Source organism: Streptomyces natalensis ATCC 27448 (assembly GCF_000935125.1).
Taxonomy (GTDB): domain Bacteria; phylum Actinomycetota; class Actinomycetes; order Streptomycetales; family Streptomycetaceae; genus Streptomyces; species Streptomyces natalensis.
Genome location: NZ_JRKI01000016.1, coordinates 1 through 21434 on the forward strand (window position 1 = coordinate 1; position 21434 = coordinate 21434).

The 21434-nt window shown below is 67.8% G+C and carries 25 protein-coding genes and 1 pseudogene; 10 read left to right on the plus strand and 16 right to left on the minus strand.

What is annotated here, in order from left to right:
• Window positions 1-270: lasso peptide biosynthesis B2 protein (locus SNA_RS39360; protein WP_107070869.1), on the plus strand; the 270-nt coding region annotated here is incomplete at its 5' end.
• Window positions 271-290: 20 nt separating this feature from the next.
• Window positions 291-2060, plus strand: coding sequence for an ABC transporter ATP-binding protein (locus SNA_RS10975; protein WP_078969828.1), 1770 nt, complete (start codon window positions 291-293; stop codon window positions 2058-2060).
• A 157-nt stretch (window positions 2061-2217) separates the two neighbouring features.
• Here SNA_RS10975 and SNA_RS43150 read toward each other — a convergent pair.
• The 5 genes and pseudogenes from SNA_RS43150 to uppS all read right to left on the minus strand — a co-directional run.
• Window positions 2218-2427 (minus strand): annotated as a pseudogene (locus SNA_RS43150) (GNAT family N-acetyltransferase); the annotation flags it as partial.
• A gap of 135 nt (window positions 2428-2562) precedes the next feature.
• Window positions 2563-2751: a hypothetical protein gene (locus SNA_RS43155; protein ID WP_030063939.1), complete on the minus strand. Its 189-nt coding sequence runs from the start codon at window positions 2749-2751 to the stop codon at window positions 2563-2565.
• An 18-nt stretch (window positions 2752-2769) separates the two neighbouring features.
• The gene (locus SNA_RS10985) at window positions 2770-4017 is read right to left on the minus strand and encodes a wax ester/triacylglycerol synthase domain-containing protein (protein WP_030063938.1); all 1248 of its coding nucleotides are present in this window, start codon (window positions 4015-4017) and stop codon (window positions 2770-2772) included.
• Between the two features lie 95 nt (window positions 4018-4112).
• Complete coding sequence (locus tag SNA_RS10990) at window positions 4113-5144, minus strand: terpene synthase family protein (protein ID WP_030063937.1); 1032 nt, start codon at window positions 5142-5144, stop codon at window positions 4113-4115.
• A 60-nt stretch (window positions 5145-5204) separates the two neighbouring features.
• Window positions 5205-5972, minus strand: a complete 768-nt coding sequence (gene uppS, locus SNA_RS10995) for a polyprenyl diphosphate synthase (protein WP_420823468.1) — start codon at window positions 5970-5972, stop codon at window positions 5205-5207.
• 755 nt (window positions 5973-6727) lie between these two features.
• On the opposite strand from uppS, the gene SNA_RS11000 reads away from it, so the two are divergent.
• The 4 genes from SNA_RS11000 (at window position 6728) to SNA_RS11015 (ending at window position 8113) form a co-directional block, all read left to right on the plus strand.
• Entirely contained in the window at window positions 6728-7102 is a 375-nt protein-coding gene (locus SNA_RS11000; protein ID WP_037788722.1) for an SPDY domain-containing protein, read from the plus strand.
• Between the two features lie 14 nt (window positions 7103-7116).
• Complete coding sequence (locus SNA_RS11005) at window positions 7117-7410, plus strand: hypothetical protein (RefSeq protein ID WP_030063934.1); 294 nt, start codon at window positions 7117-7119, stop codon at window positions 7408-7410.
• A gap of 62 nt (window positions 7411-7472) precedes the next feature.
• The gene (locus SNA_RS11010; protein ID WP_030063933.1) at window positions 7473-7697 is read left to right on the plus strand and encodes a hypothetical protein; all 225 of its coding nucleotides are present in this window, start codon (window positions 7473-7475) and stop codon (window positions 7695-7697) included.
• A gap of 110 nt (window positions 7698-7807) precedes the next feature.
• On the plus strand, window positions 7808-8113 hold the full coding sequence (locus SNA_RS11015) for an esterase (RefSeq protein ID WP_241779603.1): 306 nt from the start codon (window positions 7808-7810) through the stop codon (window positions 8111-8113).
• Between the two features lie 85 nt (window positions 8114-8198).
• On the opposite strand, the gene SNA_RS11020 is transcribed toward SNA_RS11015, so the two are convergent.
• From SNA_RS11020 to SNA_RS11065, 10 genes are all read right to left on the minus strand, one after another.
• Window positions 8199-8576: a DUF6193 family natural product biosynthesis protein gene (locus SNA_RS11020; RefSeq protein WP_241779604.1), complete on the minus strand. Its 378-nt coding sequence runs from the start codon at window positions 8574-8576 to the stop codon at window positions 8199-8201.
• A 207-nt stretch (window positions 8577-8783) separates the two neighbouring features.
• On the minus strand, window positions 8784-9203 hold the full coding sequence (locus SNA_RS11025; protein ID WP_241779605.1) for a hypothetical protein: 420 nt from the start codon (window positions 9201-9203) through the stop codon (window positions 8784-8786).
• A gap of 61 nt (window positions 9204-9264) precedes the next feature.
• Window positions 9265-11013 (minus strand): relaxase/mobilization nuclease domain-containing protein, encoded by a 1749-nt coding sequence (locus tag SNA_RS11030; RefSeq protein ID WP_044364584.1) that lies wholly within the window; start codon window positions 11011-11013, stop codon window positions 9265-9267.
• Window positions 11014-11015: 2 nt separating this feature from the next.
• Window positions 11016-11366, minus strand: a complete 351-nt coding sequence (locus SNA_RS43735; protein WP_241779606.1) for a plasmid mobilization protein — start codon at window positions 11364-11366, stop codon at window positions 11016-11018.
• Between the two features lie 269 nt (window positions 11367-11635).
• Window positions 11636-11860 carry a hypothetical protein gene (locus SNA_RS11040; RefSeq protein WP_030063927.1) on the minus strand — a complete coding sequence of 75 codons (225 nt, stop codon included), beginning with the start codon at window positions 11858-11860 and terminating at the stop codon, window positions 11636-11638.
• Between the two features lie 101 nt (window positions 11861-11961).
• Window positions 11962-12984 (minus strand): DUF2637 domain-containing protein, encoded by a 1023-nt coding sequence (locus SNA_RS11045; RefSeq protein ID WP_030063926.1) that lies wholly within the window; start codon window positions 12982-12984, stop codon window positions 11962-11964.
• Window positions 12981-13580, minus strand: a complete 600-nt coding sequence (locus tag SNA_RS11050) for a WhiB family transcriptional regulator (protein ID WP_030063925.1) — start codon at window positions 13578-13580, stop codon at window positions 12981-12983. The genes SNA_RS11045 and SNA_RS11050 overlap by 4 nt, the downstream gene beginning before the upstream one ends.
• 103 nt (window positions 13581-13683) lie before the next feature.
• Window positions 13684-14469, minus strand: a complete 786-nt coding sequence (locus tag SNA_RS11055) for an ATP-binding protein (RefSeq protein WP_078969830.1) — start codon at window positions 14467-14469, stop codon at window positions 13684-13686.
• Window positions 14469-15488, minus strand: coding sequence for a hypothetical protein (locus SNA_RS11060; RefSeq protein WP_044364589.1), 1020 nt, complete (start codon window positions 15486-15488; stop codon window positions 14469-14471). Before SNA_RS11060 ends, SNA_RS11055 begins: the two co-directional genes overlap by 1 nt.
• Before the next feature lie 2 nt (window positions 15489-15490).
• Complete coding sequence (locus tag SNA_RS11065) at window positions 15491-15829, minus strand: hypothetical protein (protein ID WP_241779607.1); 339 nt, start codon at window positions 15827-15829, stop codon at window positions 15491-15493.
• Between the two features lie 803 nt (window positions 15830-16632).
• Between SNA_RS11065 and SNA_RS11070 the strand changes: the two genes are divergently transcribed.
• The 4 genes from SNA_RS11070 (at window position 16633) to SNA_RS11085 (ending at window position 20041) form a co-directional block, all read left to right on the plus strand.
• A complete protein-coding gene (locus SNA_RS11070; protein ID WP_030063922.1) occupies window positions 16633-17073 on the plus strand; it encodes a helix-turn-helix domain-containing protein in 441 nt (146 codons plus the stop codon).
• 201 nt (window positions 17074-17274) lie between these two features.
• Entirely contained in the window at window positions 17275-17667 is a 393-nt protein-coding gene (locus SNA_RS11075; protein ID WP_241779608.1) for a hypothetical protein, read from the plus strand.
• A complete protein-coding gene (locus tag SNA_RS11080) occupies window positions 17664-18791 on the plus strand; it encodes an MAB_1171c family putative transporter (RefSeq protein WP_037788713.1) in 1128 nt (375 codons plus the stop codon). The genes SNA_RS11075 and SNA_RS11080 overlap by 4 nt, the downstream gene beginning before the upstream one ends.
• 62 nt (window positions 18792-18853) lie before the next feature.
• Window positions 18854-20041, plus strand: a complete 1188-nt coding sequence (locus SNA_RS11085) for an amidohydrolase family protein (protein WP_030063919.1) — start codon at window positions 18854-18856, stop codon at window positions 20039-20041.
• A 69-nt stretch (window positions 20042-20110) separates the two neighbouring features.
• Here the strand turns inward: SNA_RS11085 and SNA_RS11090 are convergent, their stop codons facing one another.
• On the minus strand, window positions 20111-21163 hold the full coding sequence (locus SNA_RS11090) for a phosphotransferase enzyme family protein (RefSeq protein WP_044364611.1): 1053 nt from the start codon (window positions 21161-21163) through the stop codon (window positions 20111-20113).
• Window positions 21164-21434 lie beyond the last annotated feature (271 nt).

The window sequence follows — 21434 nt, forward strand, 5'->3', positions numbered from 1 at the left end:
TTCGCCGAGGCACGCCGGGCCCGTGGCAGTGTGGTCGCGCTCAGCGTGTTCTGCGCGGGTGAGGGCTGTTTGCAACGCTCCCTCGCCACCGCGCTGCTGTGTCGGATGTGGGGCAGCTGGCCCACTTGGTGTACCGGAGTGCGCACCCAGCCATTCGCCGCCCACGCATGGGTAGAGGCTGAAGGGCAACCCGTCGACGAGCCGCAACCGGCAGACCACTACCGGACCATCATGGCTGTCGGCCCCCACGTACCGCCGACCACGACGTGAGCGACGTCGTATCAGAAAGCATGCTCACGCTTCGTATGCTGGCCCGGTTGACCCGCGGCCACCACAAGGTCCTCGCCCTGTGCACTGTGCTGACGCTCTGCACTCTGGGTCTCGGCTTGTCCCAGCCGCTGTTGGTGAGCCATATCGTCGATACGGCCGGGCGCCACGGTCCACCTCCGTGGCCCGCCGTCGGGGCCCTGACCGCCCTCATCACGGCCCAGGCACTTCTACAGACCGCCAGCGGCTACGTGCTGGGACGAACCGGTGAGGACATCGTCCTGCAGCTTCGGACCACTCTCATCGGCCACCTTCTGCGGCTGCCGGCCCGCGACTACCAACACCACCGCCTGGGTGATCTGCTCTCCCGCGCAAGCACCGACACCACAGCCCTGCGAGCCGGCCTCACCACGGCCTGTACCGACACCGTGACGGGAGTCATCGGCCTGCTCGGCGCCCTCGCACTGATGGCATGGCTCGACCCGTGGCTGCTGGCGACCGCCGTGACCGTCGTCGCGGTGATCGCCCTCGCGGTACTGCCCGCCCTGCACCGCATGCGCCCGGCCGCCGAGACCAACCAGCGGATGCTGGGCAATATGAGCGCCGATCTGGAGCGTGCGCTCAGCGCCATCCGCACCGTGCGCATGAGCGGCGCCACCCAGCGCGAGGCCGACCGCATCACCGCTCACGCCCGCCAAGCCCGCGCCGCCGGGATCCGAATGGCGCGGCTGAACGCGGGTCTCATGCCGGCCAGCGAGCTCGCCCTCCACACCGCGCTGACCGCGACAGTCGTGGTCGGGGCAGTCCGCGCCACTCAGGGCACTGCCTCGATCGCTGACCTGGCGGCCTTCCTGCTCTATCTCAACTATCTCTCCGTCCCCCTCACCGCCCTCGTCAGCGCCGCCGCCCTGCTGCAACAGGCCAGCGGCGCTGCCGGCCGCATCGCCGAAACCCTCGCCCAGCCGCAGGAAGCCGACAGCCACCGCGAAGCGCAGCCGGCACCAGCCGGCGCCACCCCGGCCCCCGCGCCCGGCACGCCCGTACTGGAATTTCACAACGTCTGGTACAGCCACGAGCGGGAGCGCATGGTGCTACGGGGAGCAAGCTTCCAGTTGCCGCCGCGCGGAGTCACCGCACTGTTCGGCGACTCCGGCTCAGGCAAGACAACCGTGCTCAACCTCGCCGCCCGTCTCTACACACCAGACGGCGGACGCGTCCTGTTTCAGGGGACTGACGCGATGCGATGGCCCATGGCGGAGTACCGACGCGTGGTCGGCCTCGTAGAACAACACAACCCCCTCCTGCACGGCTCCATCCGCGACAACCTCGCCTACGCCGCACCCGAGGCCACCGACGACGAACTGTGGACCCTCCTGGAACTCACCGGGTTGGCAACCCACGTCCGCACACTGCCCGGCGGCCTGGACACCATGGTCGGCGAACACGGCACGGCCCTGTCCGGAGGCCAACGGCAGCGCATCGCCATCGCCCGAGCCCTCGCGCCGCGCCCTGCACTCGTCCTTCTCGATGAACCAACCGCCCACTTGGACCCCGCCGCCGAAAAATCCGTACTCGCGGCCCTGCAGCACATCGGACAGCACTGCGCGGTGCTGGTGGTCACACACCGCGAAACCGTCCTGACAGGCGCCACCCTCCGTCTCCTGCTCGACAACGGAGTCACGCGCAGCCCGTGTGATGGCCCTCCCGCGGGGCATGTGCCAACTCAGGAAGACGGCGAAGGAGCCGTACCCGCTCCATACCCGACCCGGGCGAATCGGGTAAACGACTCGTAGTACCCCCCTCCTTCATGCCACCAGCAAAGCTGGATCACTCGACCAGGGCCCCTGTTCGATCAAAAGCAAAACGTTGATCGATAGGAGAACGGCTTCTTAGCCCAGGGCGGTTCCCCATGCCGTCAGCGTGGCGGACGAGTTCCCTGGTAGAACCGGATCACGGCTTACCCAGGCCCTCGCCACGGGGGCGTACGGAGAGGAACTTGACCATGCTCTGGTCGTCGGGCCGGGACTTCACCGTGGTGAAACCCTCCTCCTGGTACAGGGCGCGGGCCGGGTTGGTCGGCTCCACATTCAAAGAGATGCGTTCGAAGCTTGCCTCGGCGGCCGTGCGGGCCGCTTCCCGCAACAGCGCACGCCCAACGCCCCGCCCCCGCCAGACTCATACCACTCCCACGGTCAGTTCCGGCACACCAACACCGGCAAAGCCGTAACCCGGCCGCGCGGCGAACAGCCGCAGCCAGACCGCCCCCACCGCCACGGCTCCCATATCGCCCGGCAGCTAGGCGATGCGCTCATCGCGGAGCACCTCCGTCCGGCTGGGGGCATGCTTTCCCGGGCGCCAACTCACCGCCTCCGCCAGCATGTCCGCCAGGAGGGCCCCATCACCGCGGCGCAGGAGTACGCACACCCCGATCGGAACGCGGTAGGAGTGCCGCTCGTCCGCGCAGAGTTCCGTTTTGTCGTTCACAGTCTCCTGCCCAGTGAGTCAGCTTCGGCAGTTAGTGGCCTGTGGGGGTGCGTCTGCTACTGCGGCGCTCCACTCCTGGTGGAGCTCCTCCGTGTCGGGCAGGACGGGGTCGGTGACGAACACTGCCCGGGAGCTGCCCTGATAGCTGATCAGCGCCACCGAGACAGGGGCTCCGAGAGGCAGCACGGTGACCCCGTCGATGGCGTGCACGGGGGTGCCGGCAAGCGCCAGTGGATGGCGGATCGAGACATTGGATGAGCACACAGCGGCCCGCTCGGGGGTGAAAAAGGACCTGAAGGAGCGGTCGATAACGGACGGTGGGATGTTCTCGGACAGCCGACGAACCGCTTCCCGGTACGGGGGCTGCTTCAGCGGTCTGGTCGCCGCGACCACTGCCTCCAGTGTTCGGGCGAGCGGATCGAGGTGCCCGGGTACTTTGAAGCGCCCGGTGGAAGCACGGTTTCCTGGAGCATCGACGACTGTGGGGCGGCGATTGTTGATCGCCAGCATCACCGGCAGGCCCGTCCCGTCGTAGTGCGGGTGGTGCCGTGCGGCCCACTGCGATGCGGTGCGGGCCAGCGTGGCTACGAAGGCGTCATTGACGCTGCCTCCATGGGCATGGGCCATGTTCCGCAGCGTCGTGGTCGGTACCACGGTCCAGTGGAACACCCGCTCTGTGGAGTAGCCAACCTCTGGGTGGGGCCACAGGAGGGACTTTGCTGTCGACCGAGCCAGGAGCTTGGCAGCGTACGCGTAGTGCCGCGGAGCCGGGCGCGGGGGGACGCCCGAGCCGTGCACCACCGCAGATGAGGCCAGCGCGTCGATCGGTTCGGTCGCGAAGAGGACTTCGAGTGTGCGCGCAATGGCGCCGCCGTCCTGCAGGCCGTGATTGATCCGGTAGAAGATGGAGTACTGGCCCGGGGCTTGCCCGTGCAACAGCGTCATGGTCCAAGGCGGCCTGTCGTCGGCGAAGGGCTCCTTGTGCAGTTCGCGGACTGAGTCGTACACATCTGCCCCGGCCGGGAGTTCGACGGCGCGTAGATGGTGGTCAAGGTCTGGTGGCTGATGGCACCAGAGTGCCTTCGTTCCCCGGCCCTTGAGGGTCAGGGAGAAGCTCGGAAGCTCGTCGAGACGCTTTCGCACGTGTGCGGCCAGATGGTCGAGCGGCGGTGCCTGCCCGCTCAGGTGAAGGATGAAGCCAACACGCATGAGAGGGTCGTGGTACAGAATGGCGTCCAGCGGTGAAGGACGCGTGGCACGGTTCACAGGCTTTTCCTTTCCTCATATCGGTTGGCGGTGCTGGGGTGATCCGCCCCGGGTCTGTTGGAGGCCCTGATGTTCCCCGGGGTGGATCAGGGTGGTCACAAGGTGCGTACGCTGGTGGGGCCGTAGGCGTGTTCCGGGCTATGGCGGCTGCCGGTGCTGGTCCACAGGTGCAGGACGTCTGGCCAGTAGAGGGCGGCCTCGGCCTGCTGAACAAGAGCGGGGGAGCCGTCGGGCAGGGTGCGAATGGCGTTGCACACCCACTCCGCCCGCTCGTGCAGCGTTTCGACGACAGCGACTGCGGCGCGGCAGGCGGTCACCAGGGAGACCTGGTAGTCCTGGGCCAGAGCGAAGACGACGTTCATGAATTCCGGGCGGGCCAGGTCAGCAGGCAGACCGAGCAGGTCGTTGACCAGTCCGCCGAGCTGGCCCGCCAGCCGGTTCAGTTCGTCCAGCAGGGTCGCTGCCGCACCCTCGGCGCTGGTGGGGCTCAGGAACCACTGGTGCATGGCGACCATGGGGCGGATCGAATCGTCCAGACCGCGCAGAGCAACGTACTCGTTCAACGGCGGGAGGCGGTCCTCGCGCAGGTGCGTCTGCTTGCGTCGGAATGCCTCAAGGTTTTCACCGACCAGGTCGGCGAGGATGGGTAGGAGATCCGTCCCGCCGCGCTCCAAAAGCGTTCGCCGCAGATCGGCCATGGCGCGGGCGGTCGGCGATTCCGATGTGGTCTCGCCCCTACGCAGCACGCCGTCGGCGACGGCGGCCACCTCGTCCAGGGAGCTGCCGTGATCGACCATGCCATCGTCGACGGCGGTGATCCATATCAGGTACATGGCAACTGGCTCTCGTGCCTGGTCTGGGAGGTTGGGCATGCACCGGCGCACCACCAGGCCGCACTGCATGGCGGCCAGTTCGTGGGCGTTGACGGCGCTGTAGACGCCGGTGCTCATCCCCCACCGGTACATGTTCTCGTCGAACGGATCGTGTTCGGGTACTGGTTCGACCGCGGAGAACACCGCTGCCATGCGTGACCGGACCCATGGCATGAGGTCCTCAACGGCCTGGCTCTCGCGCCGCCATCGAGCGATCAGGTCGCTGAGGCCGGCCGTTGTCTGAGTGTCGCCCATGGAAGGAGCCGGCTCCTGGTGGGATGTCGGCTGTCGTTCTGACATGGGATGTCTCCTTGTTCACGCACCGAGGCGGCGCTGGCGTCGGCTGTAGGCGTCCAGAGCGTCATGGAGGTCCTGGCGGCTGAAGTCGGGCCAGAGCCGGTCACAGAAGTAGAGCTCGGCGAGAGCCGCCTGCCAGAGCAAGATGCCCGAGGTCCGCACCTCTCCCGAGGTCCGAATGACGAGGTCGGGGTCGGGCTGGCCCGCGGTGGACAGATACCGGGCCAAGACCTCCTCGGTGACTGAGTCCACCTGGCCACTGGCCATGTCCGCGACGAGCGCACGCACCGCGCAGATGAGATCGCTGCGGCCTCCGTACGCAATCGCGAGATTCACCAGCATGCCGTTCAGATGCTCGGTAGCTCGCTCGGCATCCCGCAGCCGGTCGGCCAGCCACGAGGGCAGCAACTCCATGGAACCGATGGGGTGCAGTCGCCAGCGGCGGGCGGCAGCCAGCCCTTCGACGACATCGCCGTTGATGGCATACAAGTCGGCGAGTTCGGCTGAGGAGCGGTTGCGGATGTTGTCGTCGGACAGCATCCACAGCGTGACAGTGCCGATGCCGAAGGCATCGCACCAATCCAGCAGATGAGGGATCTTGCCAAAACCTGCCCGGTGGCCGTGTCCGGCTGTAGGCAGTCCGTGTTCACGGGCCCACCGCCGGTTGCCATCCATAACGATGCCCAGATGCCGGGGAATGAGGGGAGGATGGGGGGTCGGCTTCCCTCCGACGTCCGTGTGCACAGTCCCCGACCCCGCGACCGATGCTGCCGAATCCCGCGCCATCACAGCCGCCCCCGGCCCGCGACCACCACCTCCCTTGCGCCCGCTGCCCTCCGGGACGGCGCACCGTAACCGGGTAACGGAGCATGGAGAGATATCAGGACGGACGAAACGGTCTTCGTCATCTGAGGCCGCCCTTCAACAGGCTCCCGCCTCAAGAGCGCAGGAACGTAGCCGACCATGACTAACAACTCATTGGCGCATCCCCTACATCCCCAATGGATCGAATGTCTATCCGACGGACAGGTGAACAGAAGGGCGCACACAGGCGCACCAGGGGGGCGCATCACCCCCCCCGCCTCACCACCCCCTGCCAACACTCAACCGCCACAGTAGATATCGGACTTACTGCGGCAGGACCCCTACGGTGAGTGTGCCGTGGCGCACCTCCACGATGGGCAGCATGGTGACCGTGGCGGGGCGACCAGCTGCGCCAGCTCATCCACGGTCAGCTCGATCCGTCTGCCGTCGGCCATACGGGCCCGGCCCAGGGACGCAGCCTCCGCGTCATCGACCGCCTCGCCGTACCTACGGATCTCTTCGCTCTCCAACCCAACCTCCCACAGCGATCGGTCGCCCCGGAACAGCCCCGCGGGCGACCGATTCATTCCCCCTTGCACGGACATCAGCAGCCCGCCCCCTCGCCAGTTCGCCCACGGCAGACGCACACCGCCGGACAGGACTGGAGACCCCCTCCCAGACCATGCCAACGTACGGACACCGCGAAAAACCGCAGGTCAACGAAGGGATTGCTGCTCGTGACACTCACCGCCACCACCCCGCTCAACGCTCCCGCCGCGCTTCCGTTCCCCGCCCTCGGCGAGGGCGAGTGGCTGCTCGACTGCCAGTGCGCAGGCCCCGTCACCGACCTCCTCAAAAACCAGGGATGGGACGTCGTCTCCGACGCGGACTGCAACGTCCACTGCTCCAGCCCCGACCAACGCGTGTACGTGGGATTCCTCCCCGAGAGCCCGGCAGCGGGGCGCGGCGAACTGTGGCACATCCACGTCAAGAGGACGAACGGCACTACCGCCTGGCACCAGAGCTTCGGGCCGGACACCGCGGCACAAGCCGTCGCCGGATTCCTCGCCGCCCTCATCTCCTCCCCCAGCCGCTACTGCACCTGCATCTGACCAGGAGGTCCCGCATGCCCCGCCACTCGATCACCGTGACCGCGTATCACGCCGACGGCACCATCTGCCCCTCCGAGCATCGGCACACCACCGGCGGCAGCCCCCTCACCAAGGGATGTACCGGACGGGAGCGACTCCTCGCGACCTGCAGCTGCAACCAGTGGACCAGCAGCCCCTCATCCACCAAGACCTACGCCGCCGAACAGGGCAGACGCCACCGCTCCAACCAGCTCCCGGCGAAATCCGCACCACCATCGAAGGGCCCTGCCGTAGTGCGCCAGCTCCTGCGCTTCGACGCAGCGGACTGACCGACCCCCTGCACGCTTCGCCTATTCCCCCTCCCCGCTTACTCTTCCTCCCGGAGGCCGCCTTGTCGCACAAGATCACCGTCCGCCAACTGATCCACCAGCTCCAGACCGTCGACCCCGACCTGCCTGCATACCTCGCCATCAACCCCGACTGGCCCCACGCCCACTACATCGACCGCATCGTCGAAGTCCCCGGCCCCAACGGCGCCGTGTACCTCGCCGAAAACGGCCAGGAGGGCGTACTCCCTCCCACGGTCCGCACCGAGCTCGGCTGGGCGGCCGTATGACCTACCGCGCCCCTACGCGTGTCTCGGCGCATGCGAGCGGCCCGGCCCCGCACCTGGACCTCAGCAATCTTGTTCGCCGCCCCATGCCCGCCTCGGCACGCGGTGCTCTCTTGCGCTCCGTCTTCCCACGCCCCACCGAGCCGATCCGCGCCATGTGGGGCACCGCCCGGGGACCTGAGCGGCTCCAGCCCGGCGCGATCCTGCTGAGCTGGAAGCCCGGCCGCGACGGCGGCATGGACGTGACCGCACGCCTCGGGCTGGCCACGACCACTGTCGTACTCGCCACCTGGCCCAGCCTCAACGGTGACTGGACGCCCATCGTCCATCCCACGCTGTACGAGGTCACCGGTCTTCACGCTGCTCTGACAGTGGCCACCGACTCCCTCCACCTCGCCAACCACCTGGCCGCTTCCTGACGCCATCCATCCCAACCGCTGAGGGCTGCCCCACGCCGGGGCAGCCCTCAGCGGGCTTATGAGGTCTCTGGAGCATCCGCCCTGACTACTCCGACTGTTCTTTTTCGGCCAGTTCCTCGGGCGTGCCGACGAAGGCGCGACCGCAGTCTGGCGGGAGTCGTTCGACCACCATCGCGATGGCAGCCTCCGCGGTCGGGGCGGGGCCGACGCTCTGGGACCGTGAGGGCCCGCCGACGAAGAAGCCGCCGCCCATCATCGGGGCAATGAACGGGATGTCCCAGGTCCAACGCGGCTCTGTGCACCGGCTGAAGTGCAACTCGGCCATGCCGACCCAGGGGAACAGCTGCCGTAGCCGAGGCTCGGCGTAGGCGGTGCGTAGCAACTGGCCGCCCACGCGTTGGGTGGTAAGCAGCTTCTGCCATGCGGCTTCGATGATGTCTTCCTCTGGCGCGCCCTCCGTCATGCCTCGCATTCTGCTCGACGTCGAAAGATTTCGGCCAGCTCGCGGTGATAACTCTTGGCCCCGTCCCGGGCACGCCTCGTCTTCAGAAGGCGAACGTTTTCGTGTCGTCCCGTCTGGGCCGGGCAGACGGCCGACTACCAGACGGTCAGGCGGATGTAGTGCCGCTGGTCCCCGCGGCCGGGCCACACGCGGGTGCGGTCGAGAGCCTCACTCTGGACGGGGCTCGGACAGATAGGTGCCGGCCAGTGTGCCGTCGTACCCCGCTGCCTGGGCTGCGGCCTCCAGGCTCGGATAGTCCTGGCCGATGCCTTCGCCGATCATCGCCAGGTAGTCCGCGCGGGTCAGTTCGCGTTCGACCCACTGGTGTGCGCAGCGGCAGCGGATGCTGATCTCGTTGCGGTTGCAGATGACCATCCAGTCGCGTCGGGCGCCGCACTGGGGGCACATCACGGTGATCCCGGTGATGCGGATTTCCTCGGGGTGTGTGGTGGCGCGCAGGCCGATGTTCCCGCCCGCCGGCTGCGTCTCCTGCTGGAGCCGCAGCAGCGGGTCATCGCCGAATGCCGTCTCGGGCACAAGGGTTCTCGGGGCCTGAAGGTTCTCGCTGAGCATCCGCATCGTCTCCATGTCTCTCTTCAACCAGCCGTAACAGGCGTGGCTGCCGGTGTCCAGCCTTTTGTTGTGCTGGTCAGCGCCTTGCTCCTCGGGCGCGCGGAGCGCTGGGATTCATCCGGGGGGTGGTCTCGGGTGCCTGCTGCTTCGGTGCCGGGGGTTGATGCTGGGACGTTCGCGAGGTCGTCCGCGTGCGGGGTGAGTCGGTGGTGGCGGGCAGGTTGCCCAGGCGCCGCAGACGCCATACGAGGACGTCGGTGACGCTGTCGGCGGTGTCCAGTTCGCGCCATGCGATGGCCTGCTGGAGCAGGGCGTCAGGGTCGTGTCCCGCTCGTTCGGCCTGGTCCAGGGTGGCGGCCAGTGCGTCCCAGCCGGGTTCGCGCAAGAGGTGATCCGCGTGCTGGGGCAGGGTGGCTTCGAGGGTGCCGGCGTACCGCTGGCGTACGGGTTCGGGGAGGTGGCGGCCGTGGTCGCGCATGGCCGTCATGGGGGTGGTGGCAGCGGTCCGGTAGGCGGCGCGCAGGTGCTGGGCGGCTTGTTGGGCTGCGGCGGCCTGTTGGGCGTGGCCGCGGGCGGAGTGCCAGCGTGCGGCGGCGATAGTGACGAGGACCATCGTGGACAGGAGCATCGCGGTGGCGCCGCCGTCTTCGCCTTTGCCGAGGGCGTTGCCGGCGCGGATGATGCCGCGGGCGGCGGAGCGGATGGCGCGGCTGTCGGCGCGTTCGACGCGGATGTGGGAGCGGGTGGCGCGTTCGAAGGCGCGGGCGGCCTCGCCGAGTTCCTTGCGGGTCGAAGCCGGGGAGGTCTGGGCGACCGCATCGAGCAGTTCGCCGACACCAACCAGCTGGGCAGCCGAGTCCGCGTCGCCGTCTCCGCTCAGAACGGAAGCCGCCCGCTCGGCAACTGGGACGGCCTCACGCCGGGCGCGAGCCGGACGTGGCGCTGGTTCGCCGGGGCGGTTGGTGGCGGATGCGTCACTGTCGGGCAGTCCTGCGTCGAGGCGCTGGCGGATCTTGGGGAGGGAGAGGTCCGGGGCGAGCTTTGAGCCGGGGAACCAGATGGGTTCGCCGTGGCGGTTGCGGTCGCCGGGGAGGGCGACCTTGTAGCCGAGGGTGTCGCCGGAGGGGGCGAGGCGTTTTTCGATGCGGAGGCCGGCCTCGGCGAGGCGGCGGAAGAACTCCTCCTCGCTCGCGGCTCCGGCCACGGCCTGGCGGACGCGCTCGCGCAGGGTCTCGCGGGGTGTCTCGGTTCGTCCGGCGCGCTCGGCTTTTGAGCGTTCGGCGCTGGTGGGCCGTTGGGCGGCGGTGCGGTCTCCTTCATTGAGGATCTGCAGGCCGAACTCGGCTTCGATCTTGCGGCATTCGGCCTGGGCGCGGATGCCGTCCTCGTGGCGGCGCGGGCTGCGCCCGTCCTCGCGCTTGAGGGTGGCGACGATGTGGATGTGGTCGTCGGCGTGGCGTACGGCGATCCAGCGGCATGCCTTGTCGTCGCCGTGTTCGGCGATGCCGGTGGCGTGCACGATGCGACGGGCGACTTCGGCCCATTCGGCGTCGGTGAGGTGGCGGTCGCCGGGCGCGGTGCGTACAGGGCAGTGCCACACGTGACGGGCCGGGCGGCGGTGCTTGGGCAGGGCGAGGACGGGCAGGTCGAGCCGGTCGGTGAGCTGCTTGAGCGTGGCGGCCGGATCGCGTCCCGGGTCGGGGGCGAGTTCCGGCATCCAGGCAGCGACCAAGTGCGGGTCAGTGTGCTCTTCGCGCCGACCGGGACCGTAGAGGTAGTTGAGTAGTCCGTATGTGCGGCTGCCGGTGGAGATGTCGGGCACCATCGTCAGCGTCGCGCGATCTCGATGGCAGCGTCTTCAACTCGCACCGCAGCCCGCAGGACCCGGGCCACTGCCTCGTCCACGTGATCGACGTGACCGCCGGAGTTGAGGATGCGGGCGATCTGGTTGAGGTTGTTGCCGACGCGGGCGAGCTGGGCACTGGCGGCCATGAGTTCTTCCACCCGGCCTCGCTGATCCAACAGCCACGCCTTGGAACCGCCTTGGGCCTGGGCGACAGCGACCGCGGCGTCGGCGAGGAACCCGGCGGTCTTCAAGCCGGCGGCTTCGGCGGCGCGGGTGACGGTGTCGAGTTCGTCTTGAGTCAGGCGGACACTGCGGACTTGGTCGCGGTGCACGCTCTGGCGCAGGCGAGGACGCGTTCGTGGCGCGGCAGGTGCGTGCGGTTCCCCTCCTGGCTGCGGTCCGCCCTCGGTCGCAGCCTCAGAGCCTGGCACCCCCTGGTGCCGGGCGTCCCCCGTCCCTCCCGGGGCGGGGGCAAGCCCTTGCGAAACTCCTCCGCTGCCCGTGGCTGCGGAGGAGTTTCGGAAGGTACAGCTTGCTCGGCCTCGTGCCGGGCAGTGGTCCTGCTGCAGTTCGGAGGTGGTGCTGGACGGTTCGGAGGGGTTCATCGGGGCGTCTCCGCGGTGTGGCCGCGTACGTCGCGGAGGATCTCGGCGACGTAGTCGAGCGCGAGGACCGGGTGGTGGAGGGTTCGGGGTGAGCTTGCCGGGGTTTGCTGGACGGTCCAGCTGCCGTCGGGGCCGGGTTCGGCGCGGTGGAGGTGGCCGTGGTCGCGAAGCACGGTGAGCCAGGCGTCGGCCTCGGCGTGGGTGGCCGCTGTGGTGCGCATCGTGGTGGCTCCATGGTGTGGAGAAGTCGATGGTGTGGCGCGCGGGCCGGTGACCTGGCGATGCGGATCGGCCAGGTCACCGGCGTGCGTGGTGCGTTCGGTCAGCCCGTCTTGGTGACCGGCTGTGTGTGGCTCTCGGCGCGAAGTCGGCGCATCAGGACGGTCAGCCGGTCGTTGCCGAGCGGGAGGTTCTGTCCGCGGATGGCGTCGGCGACGACCTGGCGGGTGGCCTTGCCTGCCTCGGTGACCGCCTGGCGGGCGATCGGCAGGAGTTCTTCGGTCACCGGGTCGGCATCCGGAGTGTGGTTGTCCTCGTTCTGCGCAGTGGTGACCGGGTCAGTCTCCGGCCGTGTGGCGAGCGGCGCGGCCGGGTGGAGGCGGGTGACCGGGGAGGGTCTGCTGGCCGGGTGTCCGCGCAGGTCAGCGGTTCGGCCGCCGTGCTCCGGCTCCGGCTCAGCCAGACCGTCCTGTTGTCCGGACAGGTCCTGCGAGGCACCCGCTTCCTGGGTGTCCTGGCCGACGGTGTCCGCTGGGTGGTTGGTCTCCGAGGCGGGCAGCTCGACCTGGTGTCCGCAGGTGACCGGCGCCGGCCGGGGCTCGTCCTGGCCAACGGGAGTCTCCAGGCGGTCGGCGGTGACCCGGTCAGTTCGGACACTGGTGGTGTCCGGGTGTCCGGGAACAGCTGGTTCGGCGACTCGCCGGGCGATCAGGATGTACAGGTGGACCGCTCCTGCCAGGGCGAGCGGTGCGAGGGTGGAGAGGATGCCGACGGTAACGTCGCCGAGCCGGAGTCCCGTGCCCTCCGGGCGCTGTTGGTTAAGGCGTACGGCGTGCAGGGCATTGGCCCAGATGCTCGCGGCCGTTGCGGTGCCGAAGAGCAGCCAGACGTAGCACCGGGCGGCGAGCGGTGCGGTACGCAGGACCAGGAGGGCGCGTACGCCGTAGGCGATGAATCCGTCGATGACCAGGGGGAAGACGTAGGTGAGGAATCCGCGGATGTGGATGGCGATGGCCATCTGCTGGAGTGCGTCGTAGGACAGGGCGCATCCGGCGCCGCCGAGGGCGACGATGGCGGCCCGGTCCCAGCCGGTGATCCGCGCGGGTATCGGAGCGATGTGGCTCACGCGGCCGTCCCGAGGTCGCCGCGGGACGTCTTCGTCCTGGGCTCCTTGAGCGCCATGGTCCGGCTCTCGGGCTTCATCGACTTCTTCATGCCCTTGTTCGCCTTCTTCTCTTGTTCGATCGCACGGTCGCGGATCTGGCGGCGGGTATTGCGGTACCGCCTCTGGGCGTGCTCCTTCGTGATCTTGAGCATCCGGGCGAGCTGTTCGGCCGGAGTTCCGGCCTGGTAGGCGGCGAGGACGACGGCGTCGCGCTCGGCGTTCGTCAGGTGGACGTCCTGGCCGGCCAGGACAGCATTGACGCGGGCGTAGTTGAGGCGCCGCTGGAATTTGCGATGCAGATCGGCCCGTTCCTCTTCGGTCATGCCACCCCTGATGCCGATGCTGTCGCCGTTTTCAAGGGCGGCATCCAGGCAGGTGTTGCGGACGGAGCACTGTGCGCACAGGGCTTTGGCGGCGCGGATGCGGTCCATTTCGTCCGGCTCGGGGAAAAAGTTGTCCGGATCGACCTGGTGGGGGCCCGTGGCACAGCAGGCGGCTTCGTCATGCCAGGTCAGGTCGCCGAGGGTGCGCAGCATGTCGTTCTCGGTGTGGTGCATGGGTATCTCCGTTGCCCCCAGGGCGCGTTCGGGCAGGGAAGCCGCGTCGTGGGGATTGATGCGTGAGGGGAGGCGACCGGTAACGGCGGTCGCGAGATGGCCGTTAGCGGCTGAGGTGGCGAGCAGCCGATACCGCGGTGGCAGCAGCTGGTGCAGCGGGTTCAGTGCGTGTCCGCGGCGCAGTGGTGGCAGCGGGGCTGCGGCGCTGGGCTGCGATGGCTCTTCTGCGGTCGGGGCCGTCGAGGATGACCTTGTCGGTCATCTCGGTCAGGCGGGAGGCGACGCGGTCGCCGATGTGGGCGCGCAGGTCGGTCATGCCGAGGTTGGTGGTCACCAGGGTCGGGAGTATCTCGTTGTAGCGGCGGTTGATCAGCCGCATCGTGATCTCCTCGGTCCACTCGCTGCCCTTGGCCGCACCGAGGTCGTCGATGATCAGCAGCGGGCAGCGGGAGAGGTCCATCAGCTCCCGCTCGCCGTCGTGGCCGGGGCGGGGCCGCAGCTCCGCGTACAGGTCGGCGGCCGTGATCGCCTTCCACCGCAGCCGGACGCCGGCCAGCAGCAGGGACCGGACCGCGCCGTACGCCTGGTGCGTCTTGCCGGTGCCGGTGGTGCCGACGATCAGCAGCGAGCGCCCCTGGGCGATACCCGGGGCTCCCTTCGGCCCGGGGCGGCCTGCTTGGGCGACCTCGCGGACCCAGGCGGCGACCGCGGGGTGGTCGGCGACGGCCTCCTGGTAGCGGGCCGGGATGCGGGCCTGCGCCGCCTGCAGGGCCGGTACGGGCTCGGCCGGGTCGGTGAGTTGGGCGTTCGGGTCGATGCCCCGAGTGGTGAGGATGTGGGCCAGGCGGCGGGCGATGCCGCCGACGGGCTGGGCGTCGTGGTCGCGCATCACAGCTCCTCGGCGTAGGCGGCGGCAGGGTCAGCGGGATTGGCCCAGGCCCGGTGACCGCGCAGGTTAGACCGCGATTCCGGCCGCACCAAACCGGCCGACGAGGCGTTCATGGCCTCGTTGACCATGCTGGTCAGCACGCTGGGGTGCTTGGGATTGGCGGCGAAGCGCTGCAGCCCGGCCCGGATGTGCTCCGGGGCGATCCCCTCGTCCAGGAGCTTCCTGGTGATGCGACCGAGGTGGCCGATCACGTCGCCCGGCGGGCGTTGGACACATGCGGCGACGTACTCGCCGAGGAGGTCCTGGGCCGACGGGCTGGGTGCGGGCGCTGTGCGCCCCGAAGGATTAGTAGATCCAGGATCCAAGATCCTAGATCCAGGCGCCGAACCTTCGGGGAGGGTTCGGGGAGTCTTCGGGGATGCCTTCCCTACAGGCTTGTGACCTGCGGTTTTCTTCGCGTTTCGCTTGGGCGCCTCGATGGTGCCGTCGAGCGTCGCCTGCTGGCTGCTCGTGCTCGCGGATTCGTCGGCGGGAGGCGTCACGGGCGTCTTCGTCGGCCGATCGAGGGTGCGGGGAGCCTTCGCCGAGGTTTCGGGGAGTCCTCGGGGAGTGTTCGCCTGGCTTTCGGCGAACACGGTGCAGGTGCCCTTGCAAGTTCCGCAGCGTTGGGTGGCGTGGTGGTCCGAGCAGGCCGGGACGCGGGTCTGCGACGGCTTATCGATCTTCTGGTGCTCGAACCAGGTGACGATGTGGAGGTACCGGCGGCCGTTGCAGCCGGTGTACCGGCAGATCAGGCCCGCATCGGCCAGCTGCTGCAGGTCATCCTCCACGTGCACCGCGGTGTGCTCAGCCCGCAGCGGCCAGAGCAGGCCAGCGATGACCGCCGGGTTGTCGCGGAAACGACCGTGGTCGTCGGCCAGGGTGAAGAGACCTGCGAAGGTCCGCTCGGCGTGAACGCTCACCTCGGCGAGCGACTCGCTGGTGAAGAATTCGGGCTTGATAGTGCGGATCCTGGCCATGATCAGCGGCCCCCGCCCGTGGCACGGAGGGCGCCAGTGGCAAGGTCGAGGTCGTACGTCTCATCCCAGGGCACGTAGGGGTGGGCGCGGATCACCCAGCGGGCAACTGTCACGCGCTGGGCTCGGTTGAGGGCCATGAGCTGCCCTTGGGCGTCATACGCGCGGGCGTATGGGCTGGGCCAGTTCTGGCCGGGCTGCTGCTGCGAGACGCGGACGGTACAGGCTCCGGGCACCATGTCCGCAAGGAGCGTGACCAGACGGCGCCGACGAGTGTCGGCGGTGGGTTCGTCGGCCTCGGCCTGCGAGGCAACGAGGGCCCTTCCGCTTCGGGACTTGGGCATGCGAGAATTCCTCACTCGTAGGCGGGGTGAGACGGCCGTTCTCGTCGAAAAGGTCAGCCAACTCGCCCCGGTTATGCATCCGCCCCCTTCGGGGTGGCGGAGTCGGCGCCCAGAAGCTGCTAACTTCTGGGCGCCTTCTTCATTTCCCTCGGTGATCTGAGATTTGACGCCTACTCATCCGGTCTCCCTCCTTCCCATTCATTGGGTTGCGTTCCGGCAGTCCAGCCGAGGGACCAGCAACATATGCAGTTTCCGCGCGAAGATCCAGACGTATCCGGAGGCCCCTCCACGACGCCCAGCCGGAGGTCGCACTCGCCCTCCACCATCACCCCGACAGATGGGCTGACGGGCCACGAACAAATTCGAGGGGTCCATCACAGCGCGCAGAGTTTCCAGACAACCCCTGTACGTAATTCGATCTTCGCCCGGCGCTGGTCGCAGCGCTTTCACACCGAGACCCGCCGCAGACGAAAAGGGTGATTTGCGCCGACCGTCCCCAGTCGAGCGAGACCCACCCGTCCAGCGAAGGGTGGCAAAGTATTCACCGGGGCGCCGAGAGCAACCTGAACGGAGGCCGGCCATCGAGGCCGGATCACTCCACCCCGAGCGCTGACGCTCGAACCGATCAGTCTCTTCACTCGAATACAAGAACATCCCTTTACAAACTTTCACCTCAGTGGAAGACGCTGATGAGGACCCTATACGGGGACCGCCATCCGCTCAACTGACGTGAAGACGTCGACCCGCGCACTCTCCACTCGTGTACATTGGTTGATGGACTCTCGACGAGAGGAGGGGAAGTGGTGAGCGAGGAGACGGGCCGCTCTTTGGCGGAGAAGATCAACCATCTGTTCGCGACGATCAAGGACGACGACGGCAGGGAATACAGCAACGAATACGCGGCGAACGCCATCAGCCAGACGGGGATCAACATCTCCATGAGCTACATCTGGCAGCTACGGAAGGGGAAGAAGGACAACCCGACCGTGCGCCACCTGCAGGGTCTGGCGAACTTCTTCGGTGTGCCGATCTCGTACTTTTTCGACGACGCCGTAGCTGGACAAGTAGATGGCCGACTGGCTCAAATCGAAGCCGAGCGCGCGAACGTCAACGAGGCACTCGAAGACCGCGATGTGAAGTTGATGGCCATGCGCGCCGGCGAACTGTCGGAAGCGCGAAGAAAGCAGGTAATGGACCTGCTTGACGTTGTCTACAAGTTGGAGCAGGCAGAGCACCGCGAATGACGCGCCGTCAACGGCGTGATTCCGCGGCGAGGGGGTGCTGTTGCCGCGACACGTGTCGTGTGCGGGAGAATGACCGTGAAAGAGCGAGAGCTTCGCAGAAGTTGTAAACGGGAATTGCGAGCCCTTGATATCCAGCCCCCCTTGCAAGTGGACGTGCTCTGCCAGCAACTAGGGGAACGGCGGGGCCGCCCCATCCGGCTGGTGTCGCACCCGATGCCGGTGCCAGGGCCGTTCGGCGCATGGATCGCCACCGCGTCTACCGATTACATCCTGTATCAGCAGGAAACCACTGCAAGTCATCAGCGGCACATCATCCTCCACGAAGTGGGCCACATCCTGGCGGACCACCAGAGCGACGGAATCGACGATGCCGCGCTCTGGAACGGGGCGGTCCCGGACCTCTCGGCAGGATCGGTCAAACGGCTCCTGCGGCGGACGTCATACGACGAAGAACATGAACATCAAGCGGAGTTGGTCGCCACCATCATTCTGGAGTGGGCTTCCGTACTGGACCGGGTCGCCCCGCGGCGGGCCGCCACTCCCTCCCTGCGTCGCGTGCAGACGGCCCTTGGCGACCGGCAGGGGTGGCTGTGACCGGCCTGCTCTTTACCGCTGCCATCCTCGACCTGGCCGTGGTGTGGAAGCTCATTCAGCTCGCCCGGGATCCCCGCGACCTCCCTCTCCGCGCTGTGACCCTGTGCCTCATCTGCACCGATGCTTCGTTCGCCCTCGGCCTGGATTCCGCGGCCCGTCTCGTGGACGACCTCACCGGCCCAGGCTCCGCGCGACTGGTGCAGAACGCACTGCTGCTCGGCGCGGTCTACTGCCTGATGTGCTTCTACCTCTTCTCCGCCGAGGAGCGGGAGCGTGCCGGCCGCCGTGCCCGCTGGGAAGCCTTGCCCTTGGCATCGGCCGTTATCGTCCTCGCACTGACGACCGTCGCAACGCCGGTCGGACTCAGGGGCCGAGAATTCGCCACCGCTGACATGACGGCAACGCCAGTGGCCTTGTTCTTCATGACCGCGCTGCTCTACCTGATCTACGCACTCGCTGAAGCCCTGTGGTGGACCTGGCGGTATGCACGGATGTCCCTCCGCCCGCTGTCCACGGGGCTATGGCTGACGGTGGGGGCCCTGGCCGGCATGGTGGTGGCCAACATCGGCCGCCTCGGTATCGATGTGACACGGTGGCGTGGTGCGCAGGTCCCGGCATGGCTGCACGACGGCACGCAGGGCCTCCTGGCACTTGCCGTCCCGGTGTTCATCGTCGGCGTCGTCTATTCCGGCGCCGCGATGCGGATGGCGAGAGTGCGGGTCTGGCTGTGCCACCGCAAGGCGTACCGGCGTCTTCGCCCACTGTGGGATGCACTGCACCACGCGTTTCCGCAAGACGCCCTCAGCCGCGTGCCCACCAGCGGCTGGCGGGAGTTCCTGTTCCTGCGCGGTACCCACTACCGCTATTACCGCCGGGTGATCGAATGCCGGGACGGTCTCGTGAGAATCAGCCCGTACCTGGCACAGCAAGGAGTGAACGACGGCACGCCGCACACGTCTCTTGCCAGCCACCTACGACACGCGCTGCGCGCCCATGCCAACGGCGAAGCGGCATCGTCACAAGCTATTGCCGTAGCACTCCCGGACGAGAACAGCCTCGAATCCGACGTCTGGCAGCTGATCGAACTGTCGGACGCCCTCAAACCGCACGCACGAGCGCGGTAGCCAGCACAAGAACATGCCAGCCGGGCCCGATCGACACGCAACGCCAGACGAGGAGCGGCACCATGACGGAAACTTTGATCACGGCTGACCGGGTCATCACAGGGCCCAACGGCACCAGCGTTACCGATGGCGCCGTTCTCGTCCGCGGGGACCGCGTCGCCGCCGTCGGCCCGCGCAAGGAGGTTGAGCAGCTCGCCCCCCACGGATGCCGCGCCCTGTCCTTTACGGGCGGCACGGTGTTGCCGGGCCTGATCGATGCCCACACGCACCTCATCTTCGACGCGAGTGCCGACCCTGTAGCTGCCGTCCAGGACAGCAGCGACGAGGAACTGCTGGAGGGCATGGCCGAGCGCGCTGAGCAACTGGTCCTCAGCGGCGTAACGACCATTCGGGACCTCGGAGACCGCAATGGCCTCGCAATCCACCTGCGCGATTCCATCACCTCTGGTGCCCTGCCCGGACCACGCATCCTGTCGGCGGCAACACCACTGACCTCCCACGGCGGCCACTGCAACTTCTTCGGCGGAGAGGTCGAGGGCGAGCAGGCCATTCGAGACTTGGTGCAACGCAATGCCCGTATCGGAGCGGACGTCATCAAGGTCATGGCCACGGGCGGTGGAATGACCAAGGGCGGCCCTGCAATCTGGCAAAACCAGTTCACCGAGGACGAGCTGCGCATCGTGGTCGAGGAAGCCAAACGCTTCGGCCTACCCGTCGCCGTCCACGCCCACGGCACCGACGGCATCGCAGCCGCCGTAGCCGCCGGCGTGAACACCATCGAGCACTGCACCTGGATGACCGAGGGGGGCGAGTTCGACCTTCAGGACGATCTCCTCGCCGCGATCAAGGCCCAGCACATCTACGTGTGCACGGCCACCAGCCCCAATTGGCGGGCTTTCGCTGAAAGGGTTGGCTACGACCGCGCCGAGCATCTCTTCTCGTCCATGCGCTGGATGGCCGACAGGGGCGTATCCATGATCGCTGGCACAGACGCCGGAGTCACTCGCGCCGTCTTCGACAAGCTGGTCAACAGCTTGGAGTTCTACCAGTACCTGGGGATTTCCAACGAGAAGATCCTCGATATGGCCACCGCCGACGCCGCCCAGGCACTGGGGATTACCGACAGCGGACGCCTGGCCACGGGGAAACGCGCAGACCTTCTCGTTGTTGACGGCAACCCTCTCGTTGATCTCCACGCCTTGCGTGACATCCACCTTGTGATCGCTGGCGGCAAGACCGTCCGGCAGTGAACTGGGCCTGAATGCGCTGGCCACCGCCGGTGCCTCCGCGGGAGGCGGAAGATCCAGGACCCACGCTGGTCATGCCTGGCCCCAGCTACCCGGCCTGATCGCTGCGAGCGCCGCTTCGATGTCGTCGAGTTCATCGAGGAGTCGTCGGATGGTGACTTGCCGTTCGAACCAGTGACGCCGCAGGTCGGCCTCCGCCGACACAGGCAGCCCATATTCGGCTGTGGTGGCCCCGTACATGCTGAACAGCAGATATAGCAGAGTGACGCGGGCGCAGGCCCGTACGTCGGCATAGGGCAGTCGCGGGTTCTCAAATAGGTAGGCGCCTACCAGGCGGATGGCTCTCTGCCGCCAGGACGGGCTGTTCGCCACAGTCCGCGGGTCGAATGCTGCGCGCCCCAACTCCCATGCTGGCAGGCATGCCTCTCCTTGGAAGTCCAGGACCGCAGTGATCACGTCTTCCTGAGCCAGGAGGTTCGTGCGCGTGAAGTCGGCGTGCCCGGCCTGGACCACAAGCTGGTCGGGCAAGCCGCTACGGAGGCGAGGCACATGGGTGTGCAGGTCGTCTCGCCGCTGTTCCAGCTCCTCACGCAACTGGCAAAGCCGCGGATCGTGGTGCGCGGTCGCGCGAGCCAGGACGGCCTCGGTCGCCGCGAGTGCGGTGTCGACGGGCGCGGACCGCCATCTGGTTTGACGGATGCGCGCCGGCCGTGGATACGAGGCCAGGACAAAGTGCATGCGGCCGAGTACCAGACCGATGTACTGGGCGCGCGGTACGGTCATAGGCTCGGTCGCGACACGGCCGGTCATCTCGTCGGTCACCACCCAGGCGGTGCCGTCAACGCGGGTGAGGATCTCTCCATCCTGGTTGGACCAGACTGGTGGGGCGGGGACGTGAGCGGTGCGACAGAACTCCGACATGGTCCACGCGGTCTTGGCTTGCCGTAGGTCGGCGGACGAGAGGTACTGCTTGACGAAGATCCGGCGAGAGTCGGAGAGGGTGACGCGCCGGTTGATGGTCTCAGTGCCGATCGGCACAAGTTCAGCGGAGCCCACTTCGACGCCGTACCGATCGGAGAGGATCTTGACGAGGAGCTCGTCGCCGCGCACGGTCTCGTCGTGCATGTGCGTCACCATGCGGTAGTGGGGTGGGGGCGCTCGGCCCGCAGGGTGTCGGTCACCGTGGACAGCAGGCTGCGGTCCGCGGTGGGAAGGGGCTTCACGGTGGTGCACCTTTCTGTTCACAACACGACCCGTATGGCGCCGCTGGAATCAGCTGTCGCACGGGGTCGTCCGGGTCGCCGTTGCCTCTTCAGCCTCCCGAACGGGCAGCCGAGGCATTGCCGGGGCGGCAGCGGTGCCACGCCGCCGCCCCGCCGTCTTCCACCTACGGGAG

What these genes read in the sequence shown, in the direction of transcription:
- SNA_RS10975 (WP_078969828.1), top strand. Translation starts at nt 291, where the DNA reads ATGCTCACGCTTCGTATGCTGGCCCGGTTGACCCGCGGCCACCACAAG.
- SNA_RS10990 (WP_030063937.1), bottom strand. Translation starts at nt 5,144, where the DNA reads ATGGGCGACACTCAGACAACGGCCGGCCTCAGCGACCTGATCGCTCGA.
- uppS (WP_420823468.1), bottom strand. Translation starts at nt 5,972, where the DNA reads ATGGCGCGGGATTCGGCAGCATCGGTCGCGGGGTCGGGGACTGTGCAC.
- SNA_RS11005 (WP_030063934.1), top strand. Translation starts at nt 7,117, where the DNA reads ATGCCCCGCCACTCGATCACCGTGACCGCGTATCACGCCGACGGCACC.
- SNA_RS11020 (WP_241779604.1), bottom strand. Translation starts at nt 8,576, where the DNA reads ATGACGGAGGGCGCGCCAGAGGAAGACATCATCGAAGCCGCATGGCAG.
- SNA_RS11025 (WP_241779605.1), bottom strand. Translation starts at nt 9,203, where the DNA reads ATGGAGACGATGCGGATGCTCAGCGAGAACCTTCAGGCCCCGAGAACC.
- SNA_RS11030 (WP_044364584.1), bottom strand. Translation starts at nt 11,013, where the DNA reads ATGGTGCCCGACATCTCCACCGGCAGCCGCACATACGGACTACTCAAC.
- SNA_RS11040 (WP_030063927.1), bottom strand. Translation starts at nt 11,860, where the DNA reads ATGCGCACCACAGCGGCCACCCACGCCGAGGCCGACGCCTGGCTCACC.
- SNA_RS11050 (WP_030063925.1), bottom strand. Translation starts at nt 13,580, where the DNA reads ATGCACCACACCGAGAACGACATGCTGCGCACCCTCGGCGACCTGACC.
- SNA_RS11055 (WP_078969830.1), bottom strand. Translation starts at nt 14,469, where the DNA reads ATGCGCGACCACGACGCCCAGCCCGTCGGCGGCATCGCCCGCCGCCTG.
- SNA_RS11060 (WP_044364589.1), bottom strand. Translation starts at nt 15,488, where the DNA reads ATGGCCAGGATCCGCACTATCAAGCCCGAATTCTTCACCAGCGAGTCG.
- SNA_RS11065 (WP_241779607.1), bottom strand. Translation starts at nt 15,829, where the DNA reads ATGCCCAAGTCCCGAAGCGGAAGGGCCCTCGTTGCCTCGCAGGCCGAG.
- SNA_RS11085 (WP_030063919.1), top strand. Translation starts at nt 18,854, where the DNA reads ATGACGGAAACTTTGATCACGGCTGACCGGGTCATCACAGGGCCCAAC.
- SNA_RS11090 (WP_044364611.1), bottom strand. Translation starts at nt 21,163, where the DNA reads ATGCACGACGAGACCGTGCGCGGCGACGAGCTCCTCGTCAAGATCCTC.